Source organism: Pseudoduganella lutea (assembly GCF_004209755.1).
Classification (GTDB): Bacteria; Pseudomonadota; Gammaproteobacteria; order Burkholderiales; family Burkholderiaceae_D; genus Rugamonas; species Rugamonas lutea.
On record NZ_CP035913.1, the window covers coordinates 2,399,439 to 2,419,542 of the forward strand.

A 20,104-nucleotide genomic window follows, 5' to 3' on the forward strand; every position below is an offset into this window, starting at 1 on the left:
CATCGAGCAACTGGACGTCGGGCTGGCTTCAATGCCAGCCTCGCCTGTTCAGATATTGCGATCGTTCAATTTTTTTGAACGTCGAAAAATATTGAACAGAACAGGACTGGCGTTCATAATTGGGCCTTGTTCAAGATAACTGAACGGGTTTGAAAAATGAACGCCAAAGGAATGGAACGCACACTGGCCATATGGCTACCCAAAGTCCTGGCCGCGTTGCGCAGCTCCGCAGGTATTGAGGGTCATGTCACTCCTGAATCGATGCTGTCGGAAGGAATGGTAGAACTGGCTGTCAACGGTACGCTCCTTACCTATACGTGCGAATTCAAAGTCCGCATACCTCACTTTGCCGCGCTCGCAGACATGAAGGCGCGTACAAGATTTGGCCCCCCCATACTGCTCATTACGCCCGCAATAAGCCAGGAAATGGCGCTCCGCTGCCGCACCGCAGGTGTCCAGTTTCTCGATTCGGCTGGTAATGCATACCTGTCAAACGGGCAAGGCATGTTCATATTCGTTGCTGGTTTGAAGGCAGCCGTTGATGACGTGCCACTGGAGGCGACTTCCCTTACCACGCCGGCTGCATTGCGGATGGTTCTCGCTTTTCTCGCCAAACCTCCGCTGATCAACGCGCCGTACCGCGAGATTTCGTGGGCGGCAAAAGTTTCAACAGGATCGATTGGGCACGTGTTCCATTCGCTCGCTGCGCGAAATTTTCTCGCCACGACAGGGACCGGACGCCACTTGAAGAATGAGAGGTTGCTGATTGGAGAATGGAGCGCAGGATATGCCAATCGGCTGAGGCCCAAACTGGAACGCCTACGTTTCGCAACAGACAACGTCGACCGCTTCTACAAATGGCGTCCGACGCCAGGCGTAGCAGCCTGGGGCGGCGAAATGGCGGCAGCGATCATCACAAAGCACCTGAAGCCACAGCAATTGACTATCTACCTGGATATGCATGTTCCTGGGGCACTGAATGAGATTGTCACCCAGTTCCGGTTACGTAAGGATAACCAGGGTGCGATCGAGATCGTGCAGCCATTTTGGGAGCTCGACGCTCTGGAGGTGACGCCGGGCATCGCCCCACTTCCTTTGGTCTACGCGGATTTGCTCGTGAGTGGCGATCCACGCAATATCGAAGTCGCGTCCCATCTCCTGGAAAAGATGAACGATGCTTAGCATTCCACTTGAGCGCCCACTGTTGCCCGAGACGTTGCAAATCCTTCATGCGGTCCAGCAGGTTACTCAATTCCATGGCATCGATCATTTCGTCATCGGTGCCACTGCGCGCGATATTCTGATGCAGCACGTCTTTGGCATTCCCGCTGGCCGTGCAACCCGGGACGTTGACTTCGCGATCGCTGTCGGGAATTGGCAGCAATTCGAAATGATCCGGGAAAAGTTGATCGCCACGGGGCGGTTTCATGAAGCGCCATCCATCGCGCATCGACTCTATTTCGAATCTGCCGAACACGGTGAAGCGTATCCCCTGGACCTCGTGCCGTTTGGCGCGGTAGAGCATAAGCCGCATGAAATCGCATGGCCCCCCGACATGCATATCGTGATGAACGTCGCAGGGTATGCCGAGGCGCTTGAAACCGCGCTGACAGTCGATGTCGGCGGCTTTAACGTGCGCGTCGTCTCGCTTCCCGGACTTGCCGCGCTCAAGTTGCTTGCTTGGGCCGACAGGCACGATGAGCACACAAAGGATGCATTGGATTTGCGGTTCCTGATGGGAAACTACCATCAGGCCGGAAATTTTGACAGGTTGTACGATGAAGCGATGGATGTCATGGAAAGGACTGGCTATGACATCAGTCTGGCGGGGGCCGCTTTACTCGGCATGGATACCCGTCGCATGCTGGCACCGGCGACATTGACCGCCATGCTTGCCATTCTCCACGCACCAAAGCTGCGCGACAGACTTCTCACGCACATGAGCGTGGCCTTGGTCGATCGTGATCAGGTGTCAGATGAATTGATTCAACAATTTACACAAGGACTGATGACAGAACGGTAGCTCCGTACTGGCAGGTTTTCGAAAGCTGAGCCGTGGCGACGAATCCTCCCTTCGGGTCTATGGCTCGGCTCAACAGAGAGCGGCGGCCAGGTTGGCCAGCATCGCGAACGGATAGATACCCCGCGCATGCCCATCGCTGAAACCCAGGTTCAGCGCATTGGTGCCTGCCGGTTCGATGACGGTCAGGCGGAGGGTATCCGGCGCTTCGATGGCAACGCCGGCAAGGCGCAGCGCGCGGCACCCGGAGCACGGGCAGGCGGCACGCAGGTCGGCGTGGGTGAATGCATGTTCGCTGCCGTCGCTCCAGCGCACGGCAAGCACGCCGGAGCGCGCACGGTTCTCGATATGCTCGATGTTCATGCCGCCGCCTCCGTTTGCTGCAACGCCAGCCGGGCGGACTTGCGCACTTCCGGGTCCGGGTCGTTGGCCGCTTCGCGCAATGCGGGCAAGGCCAGCGGCGACGCGATTTCACCGAGCGCCAGCGCGGCTTCCTTGCGCAGGTTGCTGATCGTGTGCGCCAGCGCGGCGATCAGCGCCGGCAGCGCGTCATGGCTGCGCAGCCGGCCCAGGCTGCGGGCGGCGCGCAGGCGCACTTGCCAGTAGGGGTCGTCCAGTGCGGCGATCAGGGCGGGACCGGCGCCTTGCAGGCGCAGCTTGCCCAGCGTGGCCGCGGCTTCTTCCCTGACCTGCCACGCGGCGTCGCGCAGCGCGGACAGCAGTGCAGGCAGCACGGTATCGTCGGTGGCCGCGCCCAGCGCGCCCACGGCGGCGCGGCGCACGTCGGAATGGGGATCAGCGGTGGCAAGCTTCGTCAGCGCCGGCAAGGCGTCGGCATGTTTCAGCCAGCCCAGCACGGACACGGCTTCGCGTCGCACCAGCGGCTCGGCATCGTCCAGCGCGGCCAGCGCCGGTGCGGCCGTTTCCGGGGCGCGCAATTCGCGCACGGCGCGCAGTGCGGCGGCGCGGATAAAACTGTCGCCGCTGGCCAGGGAAGGCAGCAGCGCAATGGCCGAGGAAGCCAGCTTCAGCTGCGCCAGGCTTTGCGCGGCGGCGTCGCGCACGTCGTCGTCTGCATCTTCGAGCAGGCGTGCCACGCCGGCCACGCTTTCCGGCGTCTCGAACGCTTCCAGCGCCCGGGCAGCTTCGGCGCGCACGTCGGCCGACGGATCTTCCAGGGCGGCGACCAGCAGCGGCAAATGCTCGTCGCCATCGAGGTCCGCCAGCGCCAGCACGGCGATGCGGCGCACGGTGGCATCCGGCTCGCGCAGCCGTGCGGTGATCTGCGCCAGTTCGGGGTCGTCGTAATCGGTCACTTGTTGGTTCCTTTATGCATGATGGGGTGCCGCGCCGTTCGAACCTGCGGGGCCCAACGGGCTGAGGCGGTCGAGCGGCACGATGTTCGCGTGCGGGTGCAGCAGCGCCAGGCAATGGCGTTTATAAGCGGTGAACTGCGGCGACGTGACAAGGTCCGCGTTGCGCGGCCGCGGGAAATCGAGCCGGATCTCGTCGATGATGCGGCCCGGGCGCGGGCTCATCACGAGGATGCGGTCGGCCAGGAACAGCGCTTCGTCGATGTCATGCGTGATGAAGACGATCGTCGTCTTCACACGGCTCCACACGTCGAGCAGCAGTTCCTGCATCTTGAGGCGCGTTTGCGCGTCGAGGGCGCCGAACGGCTCGTCCATCAGCATCACGCGTGGGCCGTTGATCAGCACGCGGGCAATTTCCACGCGCTGCTGCATGCCGCCCGAAAGCTGCACCGGGTAGCGGTCCTCGAAGCCATCCAGGCCCACCAGTTTCAGCATGTCGCGCGCCCGCTGGCGCCGTTCCGCGCGCCCCACGCCCTTCATCTTCAGGCCAAATGCCACGTTGTCCAGCACCTTCTTCCACGGGAATAGCGTGTGGTGCTGGAACACCAGGCCGCGGTCCGGGTGCGGGCCGGAGACGGTGTCGCCATCGACGCGGATCGTGCCGCCGCTGGGCTGCCAGTGGCCGGCCAGCCCGCCCAGCAGGGTGGACTTGCCGCAGCCGGAAGGCCCCAGCACACAGACGAATTCGCCCGGGCGGATGTTCAGCGATACATCCTGCACGGCATCGAAGGCCTGTTTCCCCTGCCCCAGGCGGATCGTCAGGTGTTCGATGTCGATGTTACCGTGAGCCCCGGGGGAGACGTCACTGCGCAATGCGCGTTCTTCGATTGCGGAGCGTTCAGCGATTGATTCGCGATTCATGATTTCGTCCTCGTCATCAGGTACCACGGCAGGAACAGGTTGCCGATCCGTTTTACCAGCACGCTGCTGCCCATGCCGATGGCGCCGATGAGCAGCATGCCCACGACGATCTCGGGATAGTTCTGGATCGTGTACGACGCCCACGTGTAGTAGCCGATGCCGAACTGGCCGGAGATCATTTCCGCCGTCACCAGGCAGAACCACGCGGTGCCCATGCCGATCGCCAGTCCGGTCACGATGCTGGGTGCGGCGGCCGGCAGGATCACTTCGGCGAAGATGCTCCACCGCCCTGCCCCCAGGCTGCGGGCCGAGGCGACCAGCCGCTGGTCCACGGCTTCCACGCCATGGATCGTGTTCAGCAGGATCGGGAACAGCGCGCCGATGAAGGTGATGAACACCATCGACGCTTCCGACGAGGGGAACATCAGGATCGCCAGCGGAATCCACGCCACGGCGGGAATCGGGCGCAGTACCTCGAGCGGCGGCATCAGCACGTCCTCGATCCAGCGCGAGCGCCCGATCACGAGGCCCAGCAGGATGCCGATCGCCGCGGCGCCCGCAAAGCCGGCGAACACGCGGTAGACGCTGGCGGAAAGGTGCTGCGACAACTTCGGCGATTCGACCAGGTCCCTGGCCGCCGCCACCACGTCGACGGGTGCCGGCACGTTCTGGAACGTGACGAGCCCCAGGTCGACCTGCTTCGATGCGGCCACCTGCCAGGCGGCCACGCAGGCGGCAATCGACAGCAGCCCGACGATCGCGCGGAGTGTTTTCGATGCGGTCGTGTTCACGATGTTTCCGATCAAATGACCGTGCCGGTCTTGAGCTTGTCGTAATCGACGACCTGGCCGCCGTTCTTCTTCGCCCACGCGTCCGCATCGGCCTTCAGCAGGAATGCGCCGGCTTCCTTGCCCTTGACGACGAACCATGCATCGGCCGCCAGCAGCTTCAGGCCCGTACCCCGGTCATGCGCATACACGGTGCGCACTTTCTTGCCGCCGCTTTCAAGCTTGCGCAGTTCCGCGAAGGCCGTATCGGCGTTCGCATAGTGGCGCACCAGCGGCTCGCCCTGCACCCAGATCTGCGTGAGCTGCCTGAAGTCCGCGATCGGCTTGCCGGTCACCGCGTCCTTGGCGGAGAGCGGCAGCTTGGCGTAGTTCTTCAGCGCCTTGTCATAGTCCAGGTTCGACTGCTTGAACGCCGTGCGCAGGTAGGAGTCGTCGATGAAGCTGTTGACGTCGATGTCGCTTTCCGTGCGCTTGAGCAGGCGCAGCGTCTGGATCGACGTGGCCACCGCCTGCCGGTACTCGGGCTTCCACGTGAAGTCGCGCGTCTGCAAGCCGACCGGGCCGTGGAACAGGTAATTCACTTCCGCCTCGATGCCCGTCACCTTGGCAATCAGTTCGCTGTACTTTTCCGGCTCGGCGGCGATCAGCCGGTCCGCTTCCAGCGCGGCGCGCAGGTAGGCCACCACGATCTCGGGATACTTTTTCGCGTAGGCCGCATCCACCAGGCTGCCGTGCAGCGTGGCTGCCTTGGCCTGCGAGCCATCGAAGATCTTGCGCGCATAGCCGCGGTGCGGGAACAGCTCGGCGAACGGCACGAAATCGGCGTGTGCTTCGATCTTGTTGCTTTGCAGGGCAGATCCGGCGATTTCCGGCGCCTGCGTGGTGATGTTCACGTCTTTTTCCGGATCCCAGCCCTGCGCCTTCACGGCCCGCAGCAGCATGCCATGCGCGGTCGAGGCGAACGGCACCGAGATCGTCTTGCCTTTCAGCTCGGCAAGCGACTGCACGCTTGATCCCTTCGGCACGACGATGCCGTTGCCCGAACCGAGCGTGCTGCCGGATAGCACGGTGATGAAGATGCTTTTCTTGCCGGCCTTCTGGTGCGCGGCACCGTTGAACGAGCCGGGGAAGTCGGCCATCGAGCCGATATCGAGCTTGCCCGCCACCATCTCGTTCGTGAGCGGCGCGCCGGACGTGAAGTTCTTCCACACGATGTCGTACTTTGCATCCTTGTACTTGCCATCCTTCGGCAGGTATTTCTGCAGCAGGTTCAGCTCGCGGATCAGCAGGCCGCCGGTGGCGCAGTTGATCGTGGTGTCCTGCGTGCCGATGGCAACGCGGATCGTTTCGGCGTTGGCGCCACTGAAGGCGACGAGCAAAGAGAGGCCGATCAGGTGTCTGGACAATGTCATTTTTTATTCTCCAAGAAGCTATGGCAAGCGTCAGCGCAGCAGGTAAGGGATGTCGACGTGGACTGCCCCGGTGGGGCAATCCTTCTCGCATGGCATGCAATACCAGCATTCGTCGAACTTCATGTAGGCCGTGCCTTTCGACAGGTCGATGGCCAGGACGTCGAGCGGGCACACGTCCACGCAGACGGTGCAACCCTTGTGGGCGATGCACTTGTCGGCGTCCACGGTGACGGGCACGCTGGTGATGTTGATCGTGGTGGGCATTGCTTCTCCTTAAGCTGCCAGGGGTTGAGCGACCCGCAAGCGTTGATAGGCGGTTTTTTCTTCGTCTTCCAGCGGCACGATGTAAGGTTCGATCGCACGCTTGAAGCACACCATCTCGCCATCCTGCTTTTGCAACTGCACGTGCACGAACCAGTCCTGGTCGTTGCGCTGCGGGTAGTCGACGCGGTTGTGGTACAGGCCCCAGCGGCTCTCGGTGCGGTACAGCGAGGCACGCGCCGCCATCTCGGCGCAGTCGCGGATCGCATGCACTTCCATCGCGCGCATCAGTTCGTGCGGATTGCGCGCCTGGATGCGGTCGAGATCCTGGCGGATCGATTCGAAGCGCTGCAGGCCGATCTCCATCTTCTTCGTAACCTTCGGCGGCTGCAGGTAGTCGTTGACCATGCGCCGCAGCTTGTACTCGACCTGGTTCGGCGGCAGCCCGTCCTCGCGGTGCAGGGGCGCCCACACGCGCTCGCGTTCCGCCTCGACCTGCGCCGCGTCGACGGCCGGCAGTTCGTGCGCGGCGCAGTACGCGGCGGCGCTCTCACCAGCCAGCTTGCCGTAGACGAAAGCACCCAGCATATAGTTGTGCGGCACGCAGGCCAGGTCGCCGGCGGCATGCAGGCCCGCGACCGTGGTGCGCGCGTGTTCATCGACCCACACGCCGGACGCCGAGTGGCCGCTGCACAGGCCGATCTCCGAAATGTGCATCTCCACCATCTGCTGGCGGTAGTCGGTGCCGCGGCCATCGTGGAAACGGCCCCGGCTCGGGCGCTCGTTCGTGTGCAGGATCGTTTCGATCGTCTGGATGGTTTCCTCGGCCAGGTGGTTCAGCTTCAGGAACACGGGGCCGTTGCCGCCTTGCAGTTCGTTGTAGAACTCCTGCATCATCTGGCCACTCCAGTAATCGCATTCGATGAAGCGCTCTTCCTTTGCATTCGTGGTGTGGCCACCGAACGGACCGGTGACATAGGCGCACGACGGGCCGTTGTAATCCTTGATGAGAGGATTGATCTGGAAGCACTCGATGCCCGACAGTTCCGCACCGGCGTGGTAGGCCATGCTGTAACCATCGCCCGCGTTGGTCGGGTTTTCATAGGTGCCGAACAGGTAGCCCGATGCCGGCAGCCCGAGGCGGCCCGCCGCGCCGGTGGCCAGCACGACGGATTTCGCGCGGATCACGTGGAAATCCGCCGTGCGGCAGTCGAACGCCATCGCGCCGGCGATGCTGCCGTCTTCCGCCAGCAGCAGGCGCGTGGCGACAAGGCGGTTGGTGATCTCCACGCGGGTGCGCTTCAGGCGGCGGTACAGCACCTTCTTGATGTCGTGCCCTTCCGGCATCGGCAGCACGTAGGTGCCCATATGGTGCACCTTGCGCATCGCGTAGTCGCCCGTTTCATCCTTCTCGAAACGCACGCCCCAACGGTCCAGCTCCTCGATCATCGCGTAGCTGTTCTGCGCGTAGGCCATCACGGTTTTCTGGTTGACGATGCCGTCGTTGGCGACCGTGATCTCCTTCACGTACTGCTCGGGCGTGGCGAACCCCGGCACGACGGCATTGTTCAGGCCATCCATGCCCATCGAGATCGCGCCGCTGCGCTTCACGTTGGCCTTTTCCAGCAGCAGCACGCGCAGCGCGGGGTTGGCTTCCTTCGCCTTGACGGCCGCCATCGGCCCGGCGGTGCCGCCGCCGATGACGAGCACGTCGACGGTTTGTTCGATTGTCTCCATAGTCATATTCCCGCTCAGTTTCCTTGATTGGTGGTGGTGGTGCGGCGGGGCAGCCGCAACGTGTACTGGAACGCGTCGCCGCGCACGTACAGGTATTCGAAATCGAGGGGCACGCCGTCGACGGTCCACGTGAGGCGTTCGATGCGCAGCAGCGCGGTGCCGGGCGCGACGTCCAGCGCGGCCGCCAATCCGGCATCGGCCGCGATGGCGCCGATGTGGATATCGGCGTGCGACAGCGCCAGCCCGTAATCCGTTTCCAGGATCAGGAAGATGTCGCGTTCGGCCAGGTTCTCGCCGCGCAGCCGGTCGCCGATACGGATGGGCAGGTAGGTGATTTCATACGACACCGGCTCGTGGTCGACGTGGCGCACGCGGCGGATTTCCGTGACCCGGGCACCGGCCGCGAGCTGCAGCTGGCCGGCCACATGCGGCTCGGCCACCACGGTGACATGGCTGAGCACCCGGTTGACGACGGCATGGCCGCGGCGCGACATCGCCTCGCCGAAGCCTTCGAGCCGGGCCAGGTCCTGGCTCGGCCGCGGCTGCGCCACGAACGTGCCCTTGCCGGGCACCTTGACGATCAGGCCCTCGTTCTGCAGCTCGGCCAGCGCCTGGCGCACGGTGATGCGGCTGACACGGAAGATCGCACTGATCTCGCTTTCGGCCGGCAACCGCGCCGCCGGTTCATAGGTGCCGTCGACGATCCGCTCGCGCAGGCGTTCGCGCACTTGCGAATACAGCGGTGCGGCGGAAGATTCGAGGGCTCGGAAATTGGGCATGTGCGGCGTGGTCATGTGGGGCGTCCTGGAATGTCCTGTCATGACAGGTGATGACGATGCAAGGATGTTATCGACGCGCTGCGGAGGTGAAAACGAATCGTTTCGGTTTTGCTAATGCGGGAAGCGCCTCAGGCGGTGGCGGCATATCGATATGCGGTGGGTGTGCAGACTGGTATGCAGCCGGGCTCGCGGCGCCGCGCCGGCGTGGCATGATGGCGGATCACCGGATGAAGGAGGCCACGATGGATGCAATCCCCGTTTCCCAGTCAGAACACTGGAATGGCACGTCGGGAAACGCATGGGTCGACCTGCGCGAAACGCTGGACGACATGTTCCGCGGTATCGAGACCTTGCTGGTAGAGGGGCTCGACACCGGCCAGCGGGTGCTGGACGTGGGCTGCGGCACCGGTGGCGCCACGCTCGCGGTGGCGCGCCGCACGGGGCACGCCACCGGCGTGGATATCTCGGCGCCGATGATCGCCGTGGCGCAGGCCACTGCCGCCGCCACGGGCGTGCCAGCGCAATTCCTGTGTGCGGACGCATCGCAGTACAGCTTCGCACCGGCCAGCTTCGATGCGCTCGTATCCCGCTTCGGCGTGATGTTCTTCGACGATCCGGTGGCCGCGTTCGCAAACCTGCGGCTCGCGGTGCGCAGCGGCGGCACGCTGCGCTTCTTCGCCTGGCGCACGGCCGAGGAAAACCCGTTCATGACCGCGGCCGAGCGTGCCGTGGGTGCGCAACTGCCGCCGCAGCCGCCGCGCAAGGCGGACGATCCGGGGCAGTTCTCGTTCGCCGATGCACGGCGCGTGCATGGCATCCTCGCCGCCGCCGGCTGGCGGGACATTCGCATCGATCCGCGCGACGTGGCATGCGTGTTCCCGCAACGCGACCTGGAACGCTATGCGACGATGATGGGCCCGGTGGGACGCGCGCTGCCACGGCTCGATGCCGCCGAACGCGCGGCGATCGTGCCGCAGGCCGAGGCGGCCTTCGCGCCGTTCGTCGACGGCGACAGCGTGCGCTACACGGCGGCGTGCTGGGACGTCACCGCCACGGCGCCCTGATCCTTCAGGAAGCGACCGGCTCGGCGCGCGCGGCCGTCTCCAGCTCCCGCACGCGGGCGCGCAATGCCCGTTCCTCGCTCCAGCGCGCGGTATCGTCGCGCACCACGGCGATGACCGACGACACGGCGCCGGCGGGCGTGTACAGCATCGCCACGGTGAAGGCGATCGACAGCGGCTTGCCTTCCTTGTGCAGCGCCGGCACGCGCAGCAGGTCGTTGCCGTAGCGGGTTTCGCCGGTGGACGCGGTCTTGTGATACCCGTCCCAGTGGCGCTGCCGCTGGCGTTCGGGAATGATCAGGTCGAGCGAATGGCCCAGTGCGTGGTCTGCCGTGAAGCCGAAGATACGCGTTGCCGCGTCGTTCCAGAACGTGATCGCGCCGGCCGCGTCGCAGACAATGACGCCGTCGCCGATGCCGCGCACCAGTTGCTCGAAGTCGATCTCGATGGTCATGTGAGCTCCTCGAAGAAAAAATGCGCACCTGCTTGTGGCAGGCGCGCGAACGGGAAGAACCGAAAAAACCGACCCGGGGTCAGACGACGCGCTGTTCGTGGAGCGCCGCGATCTGATTCTGGCTGTAGCCGAGCGACTCGAGGATTTCATCGGTGTGTTCACCCAGCAGAGGCGATCCCTTGATCTCCACCTTCAGGTCGGAGAACTTGATCGGGCTGCCCACCGTGAGGTACTTGCCGCGCTCCTTGTGGTCTACCTCGGTGATCGTGCCGCTGGCGCGCAGCGACGGATCGTTGGCGATTTCCTTCATCGACAGCACGGGCGAGCACGGGATGTCGAACTTGCGCAGCACGTCCACCGCCTCGAACTTGGTCTTGTCCTTCAGCCATTCCTCGATGGTGCCGAAGATACTGAAGATCTTGTCCTGGCGCGCCTGCGCCGTCATGTAGGCGGGATCGTCGATCCACTCTTCCTTGCCGATCGCCCGGCAGATCGGCGCCCAGGCATGGCCCTGGATCGTGAAATAGATGTAGGCGTTCGGATCGTTTTCCCAGCCCTTGCACTTCAGTACCCAGCCCGGCTGGCCGCCACCGCCGGCATTGCCGCCGCGCGGCACCACGTCGGAGAAGGTACCGTGCGGATACTGCGGATATTCCTCGAGGTAGCCCACGCGGTCCAGGCGCTGCTGGTCGCGCAGCTTCACGCGGCACAGGTTCAGCACGCTGTCCTGCATCGACACGGCCACCTTCTGCCCCCTGCCCGTCACGTCGCGCGAGCGCAGCGCCGTGAGGATGCCGATGGCCAGGTGCATGCCGGTGTTGCTGTCGCCCAGGGCGGCGGCGCTGACGGTCGGCGGACCGTCGTCGAAGCCGGTGGTCGATGCCGCGCCGCCGGCGCACTGCGCCACGTTCTCGTACACCTTCAGGTCTTCGTAGTGGTGGCCGTCGGAAAAGCCTTTCACGGAGGCGACGATCATGCCGGGATTGAGCTCGCGGATGTGCTCCCACGTGAAGCCCATGCGATCCAGTGCGCCGGGACCGAAGTTCTCCACCAGCACATCGGATTCCTTGATCAGCTTCGTCAGGATTTCCTTGCCGTCGGCCGTCTTGGTGTCGAGGGTCAGCGAACGCTTATTGCTGTTCAACATCGTGAAGTACAGCGCGTCGACGCCGGGAATGTCGCGCAACTGCGAGCGGGTCACGTCGCCGGCGCCGGGCCGCTCCACCTTGATGACGTCGGCGCCGAACCAGGCCAGCATCTGCGTGCAGGCGGGGCCGGCCTGGACGTGCGTGAAGTCGATGATCTTGATACCTTCCAGTGGCTTGCTCATGGTGCAGTCTCCTTTTTTGAGGTGTAGCGGGGCCCCGCGCCGGCGCTGGTGGCGCCGGCGTCGTGGAAATTCAGTGTGGTGGCGGCCATGTGGTGGCGGCCTACAGGGCGATCTACTTCTTGGCGGCGCTCTGCGGGTTCAGGTTCGTCAGGCGCCCGCTTTCGGTGCCGGCCGTTTCATCGATGACGGCGTTGATCAGCGCCGGCTTGCCGGCGGCGATCGCCTCGGCCAGTGCGCGCGTCAGTTCCTCGGGCGTGGTGGCGTGGTAGCCGATGCCGCCGAAGGCCTCGATCATCTTGTCGTAGCGCGCATTCTTCACGAACACGGTGGGCGCCACGTCCGCGCCACCGGTGGGGTTGACGTCGGTACCTCGGTACACGCCGTTGTTGTTGAAGACGATCGTGGTAACGGGCAGCTGGTAGCGGCAGATCGTTTCCAGCTCCATGCCGGAGAAACCGAACGCGCTGTCGCCCTCCACCGCCACCACCGGCTTGCCGCTGGTGACGGCGGCGCCGATGGCGAAGCCCATGCCGATGCCCATGATGCCCCACGTGCCGGAATCGAAACGCTTGCGCGGCTGGTACTGGTCGATGATGCTGCGCGCGAAATCGAGCGTGTTGGCGCCTTCGTTGACGAGGTTGATGTCCGGGTATTCCTTGAGCACGTCGCGGATGGCGCGCAGCGCGCTGTGGAAGTTCATCGGATCGGGATTTTTGTCCAGCAGCGCGGCCATCTTCGCCGTGTTCTGTTCCTTCTTCTGGGCGATCGCGCCGAGCCATTCGGCATCGGGCTTGTCGATGCCGGCACTGTCCAGGCCCGCCAGCAAGGCGCCCACGCAGGAACCGATGTCGCCGATCAGCGGCGCGGCGATCGCCACGTTGCTGTCGATTTCCGTGGGCGCGATATCGATCTGCACGAACTGCTTCGGCTTGCCCCATGTCTTGCCCTTGCCGTGCGCCAACAGCCAGTTCAGGCGGGCCCCGACCAGCACCACCACATCCGCCTCGGCCAGCACGAACGAGCGGGCGGCCGATGCCGATTGCGCATGCGTGTCCGGCAGCAGGCCCTTGGCCATCGACATGGGCAGGTAGGGAATGCCGGTGCGCTCCACGAAGGCGCGGATGTCGGCATCGGCCTGCGCATACGCGGCGCCCTTGCCGAGCAGGATCAGCGGCTTCTTCGCCTCTTTCAGCAACGCCAGCGCGCGCTCCACGGAGTCCGGTGCCGGGAGCTGGCGCGGCGCGGCATCGACCACCTTGATCAGCGAGCGCTTGGCATGGCCTGCCTCGATCGTCTGCGCCAGCAGTTGCGCCGGCAGGTCGAGGTACACGCCGCCCGGCCGGCCGGACACGGCGGCGCGGATGGCACGCGCGATGCCGACGCCGATGTCCTCCGCCTTCAGCACGCGGAACGCCGCCTTGGCGTGCGGGCGGGCGATGTTCAGCTGGTCCATCTCCTCGTAGTCGCCCTGCTGCAGGTCGACGATCTCGCGCTCGCTGGAACCGGAGATCAGGATCATCGGGAAGCAGTTCGTGGTGGCGTTCGCCAGCGCCGTGAGGCCGTTCAGGAAGCCTGGTGCGGAGACCGTCAGGCAGATGCCCGGCTTCTTCGTCATGTAGCCCGCGATGGCGGCGGCGTTGCCGGCGTTCTGCTCGTGGCGGAAGCCGATGAAGCGCATGCCTTCGGCCTGGGCCAGGCGGGCGAGATCCGTGATCGGTATGCCGACCAGGCCGAAAATCGTATCGATGTCGTTGTGCTTCAGCGCATCGATCACGAGGTGGAAGCCGTCGGTGACTTCTACCGATACGTTGTGGGTCATGATTGTCTCCGGTTATTGTCGGGATGCCTGTCGGTTCGGGCGACATGGCCAGCTGGATCGCCTGGAATTGATCATATCCAGCGCCAATCGTTTCAATCATTGACCGCGGTCAAGATTCACCGCATGATGTGAATTCATGCAGTTCCACGGCCCGACATGACGCTCATTGCCAACCACCCGGAACGAAACATCATTCGCGCCCAGCTGAAGCAGAACATCGTTCTCAAGGAATTGCGCGACAGCGAAATGGCCGCACTGGAGCCCTACCTCACGGTGACGAACCACCAGAAGGGCGACCTCCTCCTCAACCAGGGCGTGTATGACATGCAGCAGTACTTCATCCTGGATGGCATCCTGAAGCGGCAGGTGACGAACCACGAGGCCAAGGAGATGATCCTGCGCTTCTCGTCGGAACGCGACATCGAGACGAGCTACGCCGCCTGGTGCCTGAAGACGCCGACGCCCTACAGCATCGTGTGCATGACGAAGGCCAGGGTCGCCAGCATGCCGCTGACGCAGTGGGTGAATTTCCTGCAGAGCCACAGCGTGGTGAAGCAGGCGTTCGAGTACGAGGTGATGAACCTGATGAGCGCCATCATGGCGCACACCATCACGCTGCACCTGCTCGATGCGCCGGGCCGCGTGCACCGCTTCATGCGCAAGTTCCCCGACCTGTTCGAGCGGCTGCCGAAAAAGGAGCTCGCCTACTACCTGAACCTGTCGCCGGAAACGCTGAGCCGTTTGAAGCACCAGGGAAAAATCTGAAAAGCAACAGTTTCTCTGTAACAAGCGAGAAATATTTTTGCCTTATTTTTGAGCGATTTTTCATAGACAGTCATTCACACATTGAATGACAGATATGGCTGCCGTCAATTGGACCGGGGGTGTGCTGCCTTTATAATCAAAGGCATACACGCTTTCAACCATTCGAGGAGCAGCACATGAACGGTCTCACTGATAGTACAAAGCAGCAAACCAATGGCCTGTCGCTGGGTGAATTCCTCCTGTCGCTGTTCCAGCTGGACGTGCGCGACAAACTGAGCGACCAGCAGCAGGACCGCGAAGAAGCGGCCTATACCTGGGGCCTGTAACAGCGCGACAAAACAGGACATCGCTTCAGCGATACCGAGGCCGGGACAGCATGCTGTCCCGGTTTTTTTTCGCGCTGGCGGCGTGCCCTTATGCGGCGACGGCCTTCTGCAGCCGCACACCACCCCGTGCCTGGACCATCGCCTGCTCCAGCAGCTTCACGAGCGCATAGGCGGAGTCGATATGAGGCGTCGGCGTATCGGTCAGGCGTGCCAGCTCGATCACCGAGCCCACCAGCGCATCGATCTCCGGTCCCCGGCCCGCCTCCACGTCCTGCAGCATCGAGGTCTTGTGCTTGCCGATTTTTTCCGCCCCCTCGATGCGGCGATCGAGCGTGACGCGGAAGGCGATGCCCAGCTTGGCGGCCACGTCCTCGGCCTCGCGCATCATGTTCGCCGCCAGGTTGCGCGCCAGCGGATGCTGGCAGATGTCCACCAGCGTGGAATGCGACAGCGCGCTGATGGGATTGAAGCTGAGATTACCCCACAACTTCAGCCAGATCTCCGCCCGGATGTTTTCCAGCACAGGCGCTTTCAGCCCCGCGTGTTCGAAGCACGCGGCCACGGCACGCGCTCGCGCACTGCTGCTGCCATCGAGCTCGCCGAGCGGGAAGCGGTTGCCTTCGATATGGCGGATCGCGCCCGGCGACACCAGCTCGGCGGCCGGGTAGACCACGCAGCCAAGGATGCGCCCTGGCGGGATGCGCTGCGCCAGCACGCCTGCCGGGTCCACGCTGAGCACGGGGCGCCCTTCGAACGCGCCGCCGTGGCGATGGAAATACCAGAACGGAATGCCGTTCTGCATCGTCACCACGACCGTCTCGGGGCCGAACAGGTGGCCGATGTCGTCCGCCACGTCCACCACCTGGTGCGCCTTCAGCGCGACGATGACGATATCCTGCGGCCCGGCCGCGGCATAGTCGTTCGTGGCGCGCACCCGGGCCGCCACCTGCACCTGCCCGCACGCCTCGATCAGCCTGATGCCGCGGTTGCGGATGGCCTCCAGGTTCGCGCCGCGCACGAGGAAGGTCACGTCCTCGCCCGCCAGCGCCAGCCGCGCGCCCACCAGGCCGCCAATGGCACCCGCTCCAATCACTGCGATCTTCATCATATGCTCCTTGGTTTTACTCGAAACGGTTGCTGAGCCGGCCGATGCCGTCGATCTCCACGACGACCGTGCTGCCCGGCCGCATCGAGCCCACACCGACCGACGTGCCGCACAGCAGCAGGTCGCCCGGTTCCAGCGTCATGTCCTGCGACACGCGGCTGACGAGTTCGGCGACGGAAAACACCATGTCGTTGACCGGGTAGTCCTGGCGCACCTCGTCGTTCAGGATCGTGCGCACCACCAGCATCGCGGGATCGAGCCCGGTGGCGATCGCGGGGCCGAACGGGCAGAACGTATCGAAGCCCTTGGCGCGCACCCACTGGGGGAAAGTGGGATCGCGGCCGATGATGTCGCTCACGGTTACGTCGTTGGCGCAGGTGTAGCCAAAGATGTGCTCCGCCGCATGCTCGACGGCGACGCCGCTGCACGTGCGGCCGATCACGATCGCCAGCTCGCCTTCGAACGCCACCTTGCCTTCGCAGCGCGGCCGGCGGATCGTGCCGCCCGGCGCCAGGAACGAGGTCGGCGGTTTCATCAGGTACAGCGGTTCGGCCGGCGGCGGCAGGCCGAGTTTCTTGCCAAGGGCGTGGAAGTTGTTCCACATCGCCAGCACCTTGCCCGGCACGACCGGGGTGTACAGCTCGACGTCGGCAAGATGGAGGGCGATGTCGGTGCGTTGCGGCGCGTCGAACATGTCGCCCTTGAAGACGCGGATCTTGTCACCCTCGAGGGTACCGAAGCGAACGGTGTCGAGATGCCTGAAACGAATCCAGTGCTGGATCATGGAAGCCTCCGTGGGATGGCGCGGCGAGCAGGTATAAGGGCGTGGGAAGCCCGCGCGCGCGGATGGCGTGCGCGGGACCCCGGGGAGAAACGTGGATCAGGTGATGATGCGGGCCGCGGTGGCCGTGCCGGCGCTGGCGCTCATGACCTCGTCGTCCTGCACGCTGACCATGCCGGAAGACTCTTCGATGAAACGCTTGCGCATCGGCCGCAGCACCCACCAGGCCATGATGGCGGCCACCGCGTTCATGCCGCAGCCGACGAAGAACACCGCTTCCCAGCTCCCCGTCATGGCGGTGATGATGCTCGAGATCGGCACGAAGATCGATGCCGTGCCCTTCGCCGTGTACATCAGACCGGCGTTACCGGCGGCGTTGCGGGTACCGAACGTGTCGGCCGTGGTGGCGGGGAACAGGCTGTAGATCTCGCCCCAGGCAAAGAACACCAGGCCGGTCAGGATGACGAACATGATCGGGTCACGACCGAAGTAGTACAGCAGGATGATGCCCACCGATTCCAGCGCGAAGGCGATGAACATCGTTTTTTCCCGGCCGATCTGGTCCGACACCCAGCCGAAGAATGGCCGCGTCAACCCGTTCAGTACCCGGTCGATCGCCAGGGCGAACGTCAGGGCCGGCAGGACCATGCCCATGACGTTGAACTTCACGCCATCGATCTCGAAGTCGGTTGCGATCGGGCCCATTTGCGCGGTGGCCATCAGGCCGCCGGCGGCGACCAGCACGAACATCGTGTACATCACCCAGAACACCGGGGTGCGCACCATCTGCGATGGCTTGAAGTCGGCCGTTGTCTGCAGCACGTTCGGATTGACCTTCTTCTTGACGGCCTTGCTTGCCGTGTGGGGCGGACGCACCATCATCAGTGCCAGCAGGATGACGATCGCGCCCTGGCCGATGCCGAAGTACAGGAACGTGTCCTGGTAGCCGCGCTCCGCGATCATGTTCGAGATCGGGATGATGGTGGCGGCCGAGCCGGCGCCGAAGCCGGCGGCGGTCAGGCCCGCGGCCAGGCCACGGCGGTCCGGGAACCACTTCAGGGACTGGCCCACGCAGGTGCCGTAGACCGCGCCGGCGCCGATGCCGCTGACGGCCGCGGCGATGTACAGCACCGCCAGGGTGTCGGCATACGAGTTCATCACCCAGCCGATCGCGCACAGCAGGCCGCCGAACAGCACGACGGGGCGCGGTCCCCATTTGTCCACCGCCCAGCCTTCCACCGGCACGAGCCAGGTTTCGGTCAGGATGAAGATCGTGAACGCCACCTGGATCGATGCCTTGGTCCAGCCATGGGCTTCGGCGAGGGGATTGACGAACAGGGTCCAGCCATACTGCAGGTTGGCGATCATGGCCATGCAGATGATGCCCATGATCAGTTGCATCCAGCGGAACGATGCTGGCCTTTCGATAGCGGTCGGTGCGTCGGTTTTCATGCAATGTCTCCCATCTGGTTTTTCAGCGCTGTTCTGGTAGCCCTTTGCGGGTACCGCTGTGTGCTTGCATCAGTGGCCGGATCGCGTGGCGGGTGGCTCGCCCGGCAACGGAATGGGGCTTCGCAAACGGTGCCTGGCGATGCTGCGGTGCAGTAGGTGGCTCATGTTGTTGTCTCCTCTATGAATCTGTGGATCCGCGCGGAAGCTGCCGAAAGACTCTGGAACCTGGATCGGGCCGCGGCCGCTGGCGGCGCCCCCGATCCCTTATTTGAAGTTCAACAGATGAACCGATTGTGAAAGAACATATTTCGCAACTCCTTGACCGCGGTTAAGAATCAAAAAATCGTTACAAGTAGTGGCATCCACACACACGCCAGGCGTCAGACGCCGATCTGCGGCTGGCGCAGTTCGCGCCAGTCGATCGCCGCCGCCGGATCGCTGCCGGCCGCCTGGCAGCGCTCTTCGCAGCGGTCCTTGGTGGCGACGATCGCGTCGATGAGGAAGTCCGCGTCGTAGACGGCGAGAAGGTGTCCCTGGTGGCGCGCCAGGTAATCGTGGATGCAGGCGCGCTCCGCGCCGATATCGGGTAACCGGCACCCCGCTTCCCAGTACCAGGGCAGGTCCAGTTCGTGGAAGGCCGCATTCCAGGCATTGCGTTGCGCCGCGGCGGCGTTGCTGGTGTTCGTCATGGTCTCCTCCGTTGTCGTGATACCGAGAAGTCCATATTAAGCATGCTGGATGATTAGCAAAATTCAAAGTTTTTAGGGATAATCATCAAGCATCCTTAATACCTGCGACCTTACCTGCCACCGTCCCTGCAACCACACCTGCGACATCCACCGGGAGCGCCATGCGGAATGCGACACTGCGCCAGCTGAAGATCTTCGAGGCGGTAGCCCGCCACCTGAGTTTTTCCAGGGCCGCCACGGAACTGCACCTCACGCAGCCGGCGGTATCGACGCAGATCCGCACGCTCGAAGCCCACGCCGGCGCCACGCTGTTCGAGCAGCTCGGCAAGAAGACCTACCTGACCCAGGCGGGCGCCGAGCTGCTGCCCTATTGCCGCGCCATCATCGCCCAGTTCGAGCAGGCCGACACGGCGATGGCCCAGCATCGCGGCATTGCCGGCGGCCGCCTGGACGTGGCGGTGATCAGCGCCGGCGACTATTTTTTTCCCCAGCTGATGATGGCCTTCGCACGCCGCCATCCCGGCGTGAAGCTGAACCTGACGGTGCACAACCGCGAGGAATTGCTGGAGCAACTGTCGGACAACCGCACGGATCTCGCCGTCATGGTGCGCCCTCCCCTGCACGACACGCAGAACGACGCCTTCGCCCCCCATCCCTATGTCATCGTGGCGGCGCCGCAGCACCCGCTGGCGGCGCCCGGCCGCGAGCCGATCGGCCTGCGCGAGCTGGTGCGGCACCCGTTCGTGGTGCGCGAACGCGGCTCGGACACCTGGCATTCGATGGAAGACGCGTTCGGCACCCGGCTCGACGAGCTGCAGGTGGCCATGGAAATCAAGAGCACGGAGACGATCAAGCAGGCCGTGATCGCGGGGATCGGCCTGGGCTTCCTGTCGGCGCATACGATCGGCCGCGAGGTGGCGGCCGGCAGCCTGGTGGTGGTGCCCGCCGAGCGTTTTCCGCTCATGCTGAACTGGTATGTGGTGCACCGCCGCGAAAAGCGCCTGCCGCCCGTGGCCCACGCGTTCCGCCAGTTCCTGCTCGAAGATGGCGCCGAGTGGATCGGACGGCTGATTCCCACGGCGGGGACGTAG

General features: G+C 64.1%; 21 protein-coding genes. 6 read left to right on the forward strand and 15 right to left on the reverse strand.

Translation table 11 applies throughout. The features are described 5' to 3' along the window. Window positions 1–156: 156 nt before the first annotated feature. Window positions 157–1,182, forward strand: a complete 1,026-nt coding sequence (locus tag EWM63_RS10115) for a type IV toxin-antitoxin system AbiEi family antitoxin (RefSeq protein WP_130186400.1) — start codon at window positions 157–159, stop codon at window positions 1,180–1,182. Beyond that, complete coding sequence (locus EWM63_RS10120; protein WP_130186401.1) at window positions 1,175–2,023, forward strand: nucleotidyl transferase AbiEii/AbiGii toxin family protein; 849 nt, start codon at window positions 1,175–1,177, stop codon at window positions 2,021–2,023. Before EWM63_RS10115 ends, EWM63_RS10120 begins: the two co-directional genes overlap by 8 nt. Before the next feature lie 69 nt (window positions 2,024–2,092). Here the strand turns inward: EWM63_RS10120 and EWM63_RS10125 are convergent, their stop codons facing one another. From EWM63_RS10125 to EWM63_RS10160, 8 genes are read right to left on the reverse strand one after another with little or no spacing between them, the layout of a single operon-like run. Continuing rightward, window positions 2,093–2,383, reverse strand: coding sequence for a DUF971 domain-containing protein (locus EWM63_RS10125; RefSeq protein ID WP_130186402.1), 291 nt, complete (start codon window positions 2,381–2,383; stop codon window positions 2,093–2,095). Next, complete coding sequence (locus EWM63_RS10130) at window positions 2,380–3,336, reverse strand: HEAT repeat domain-containing protein (RefSeq protein ID WP_130186403.1); 957 nt, start codon at window positions 3,334–3,336, stop codon at window positions 2,380–2,382. Before EWM63_RS10130 ends, EWM63_RS10125 begins: the two co-directional genes overlap by 4 nt. A gap of 12 nt (window positions 3,337–3,348) precedes the next feature. Continuing rightward, window positions 3,349–4,254, reverse strand: coding sequence for an ABC transporter ATP-binding protein (locus EWM63_RS10135; protein ID WP_207221269.1), 906 nt, complete (start codon window positions 4,252–4,254; stop codon window positions 3,349–3,351). Beyond that, entirely contained in the window at window positions 4,251–5,045 is a 795-nt protein-coding gene (locus EWM63_RS10140; RefSeq protein ID WP_207221388.1) for an ABC transporter permease, read from the reverse strand. Before EWM63_RS10140 ends, EWM63_RS10135 begins: the two co-directional genes overlap by 4 nt. Window positions 5,046–5,056: 11 nt before the next feature. Next, window positions 5,057–6,454, reverse strand: a complete 1,398-nt coding sequence (locus tag EWM63_RS10145) for an ABC transporter substrate-binding protein (protein ID WP_130186405.1) — start codon at window positions 6,452–6,454, stop codon at window positions 5,057–5,059. A 30-nt stretch (window positions 6,455–6,484) separates the two neighbouring features. Beyond that, window positions 6,485–6,718, reverse strand: a complete 234-nt coding sequence (locus EWM63_RS10150) for a 4Fe-4S dicluster domain-containing protein (RefSeq protein ID WP_130186406.1) — start codon at window positions 6,716–6,718, stop codon at window positions 6,485–6,487. 9 nt (window positions 6,719–6,727) lie between these two features. Next, window positions 6,728–8,452: a fumarate reductase/succinate dehydrogenase flavoprotein subunit gene (locus tag EWM63_RS10155; RefSeq protein ID WP_130186407.1), complete on the reverse strand. Its 1,725-nt coding sequence runs from the start codon at window positions 8,450–8,452 to the stop codon at window positions 6,728–6,730. A gap of 14 nt (window positions 8,453–8,466) precedes the next feature. Then, window positions 8,467–9,246: a GntR family transcriptional regulator gene (locus EWM63_RS10160; RefSeq protein ID WP_229487845.1), complete on the reverse strand. Its 780-nt coding sequence runs from the start codon at window positions 9,244–9,246 to the stop codon at window positions 8,467–8,469. A 227-nt stretch (window positions 9,247–9,473) separates the two neighbouring features. Here EWM63_RS10160 and EWM63_RS10165 point away from each other — a divergent pair, with 227 nt between their 5' ends. Next, a complete protein-coding gene (locus EWM63_RS10165; protein WP_130186408.1) occupies window positions 9,474–10,295 on the forward strand; it encodes a class I SAM-dependent methyltransferase in 822 nt (273 codons plus the stop codon). A gap of 4 nt (window positions 10,296–10,299) precedes the next feature. On the opposite strand, the gene EWM63_RS10170 is transcribed toward EWM63_RS10165, so the two are convergent. From EWM63_RS10170 to oxc, 3 genes are all read right to left on the reverse strand, one after another. Continuing rightward, window positions 10,300–10,746 carry a PAS domain-containing protein gene (locus EWM63_RS10170; RefSeq protein WP_130186409.1) on the reverse strand — a complete coding sequence of 149 codons (447 nt, stop codon included), beginning with the start codon at window positions 10,744–10,746 and terminating at the stop codon, window positions 10,300–10,302. Window positions 10,747–10,825: 79 nt separating this feature from the next. Beyond that, complete coding sequence (gene frc / locus EWM63_RS10175) at window positions 10,826–12,076, reverse strand: formyl-CoA transferase (RefSeq protein WP_130186410.1); 1,251 nt, start codon at window positions 12,074–12,076, stop codon at window positions 10,826–10,828. Window positions 12,077–12,188: 112 nt separating this feature from the next. Further along, a complete protein-coding gene (gene oxc, locus EWM63_RS10180; protein ID WP_130186411.1) occupies window positions 12,189–13,895 on the reverse strand; it encodes an oxalyl-CoA decarboxylase in 1,707 nt (568 codons plus the stop codon). Between the two features lie 156 nt (window positions 13,896–14,051). Here oxc and EWM63_RS10185 point away from each other — a divergent pair, with 156 nt between their 5' ends. Beyond that, entirely contained in the window at window positions 14,052–14,660 is a 609-nt protein-coding gene (locus EWM63_RS10185; protein WP_130186412.1) for a Crp/Fnr family transcriptional regulator, read from the forward strand. Window positions 14,661–14,836: 176 nt separating this feature from the next. After that, entirely contained in the window at window positions 14,837–14,986 is a 150-nt protein-coding gene (locus tag EWM63_RS31740) for a hypothetical protein (RefSeq protein WP_165390789.1), read from the forward strand. An 88-nt stretch (window positions 14,987–15,074) separates the two neighbouring features. Here EWM63_RS31740 and EWM63_RS10190 read toward each other — a convergent pair whose 3' ends face one another. The 4 genes from EWM63_RS10190 to EWM63_RS10205 form a co-directional block, all read right to left on the reverse strand. Further along, window positions 15,075–16,091: a 2-dehydropantoate 2-reductase gene (locus EWM63_RS10190; protein ID WP_130190310.1), complete on the reverse strand. Its 1,017-nt coding sequence runs from the start codon at window positions 16,089–16,091 to the stop codon at window positions 15,075–15,077. A 16-nt stretch (window positions 16,092–16,107) separates the two neighbouring features. Beyond that, on the reverse strand, window positions 16,108–16,875 hold the full coding sequence (locus EWM63_RS10195) for a fumarylacetoacetate hydrolase family protein (protein WP_130186413.1): 768 nt from the start codon (window positions 16,873–16,875) through the stop codon (window positions 16,108–16,110). A gap of 96 nt (window positions 16,876–16,971) precedes the next feature. Continuing rightward, on the reverse strand, window positions 16,972–18,324 hold the full coding sequence (oxlT, locus tag EWM63_RS10200) for an oxalate/formate MFS antiporter (protein ID WP_130186414.1): 1,353 nt from the start codon (window positions 18,322–18,324) through the stop codon (window positions 16,972–16,974). 380 nt (window positions 18,325–18,704) lie between these two features. Next, entirely contained in the window at window positions 18,705–19,013 is a 309-nt protein-coding gene (locus EWM63_RS10205; RefSeq protein WP_130186415.1) for a hypothetical protein, read from the reverse strand. A gap of 161 nt (window positions 19,014–19,174) precedes the next feature. Between EWM63_RS10205 and EWM63_RS10210 the strand changes: the two genes are divergently transcribed. Beyond that, entirely contained in the window at window positions 19,175–20,104 is a 930-nt protein-coding gene (locus EWM63_RS10210) for a LysR substrate-binding domain-containing protein (RefSeq protein WP_130186416.1), read from the forward strand.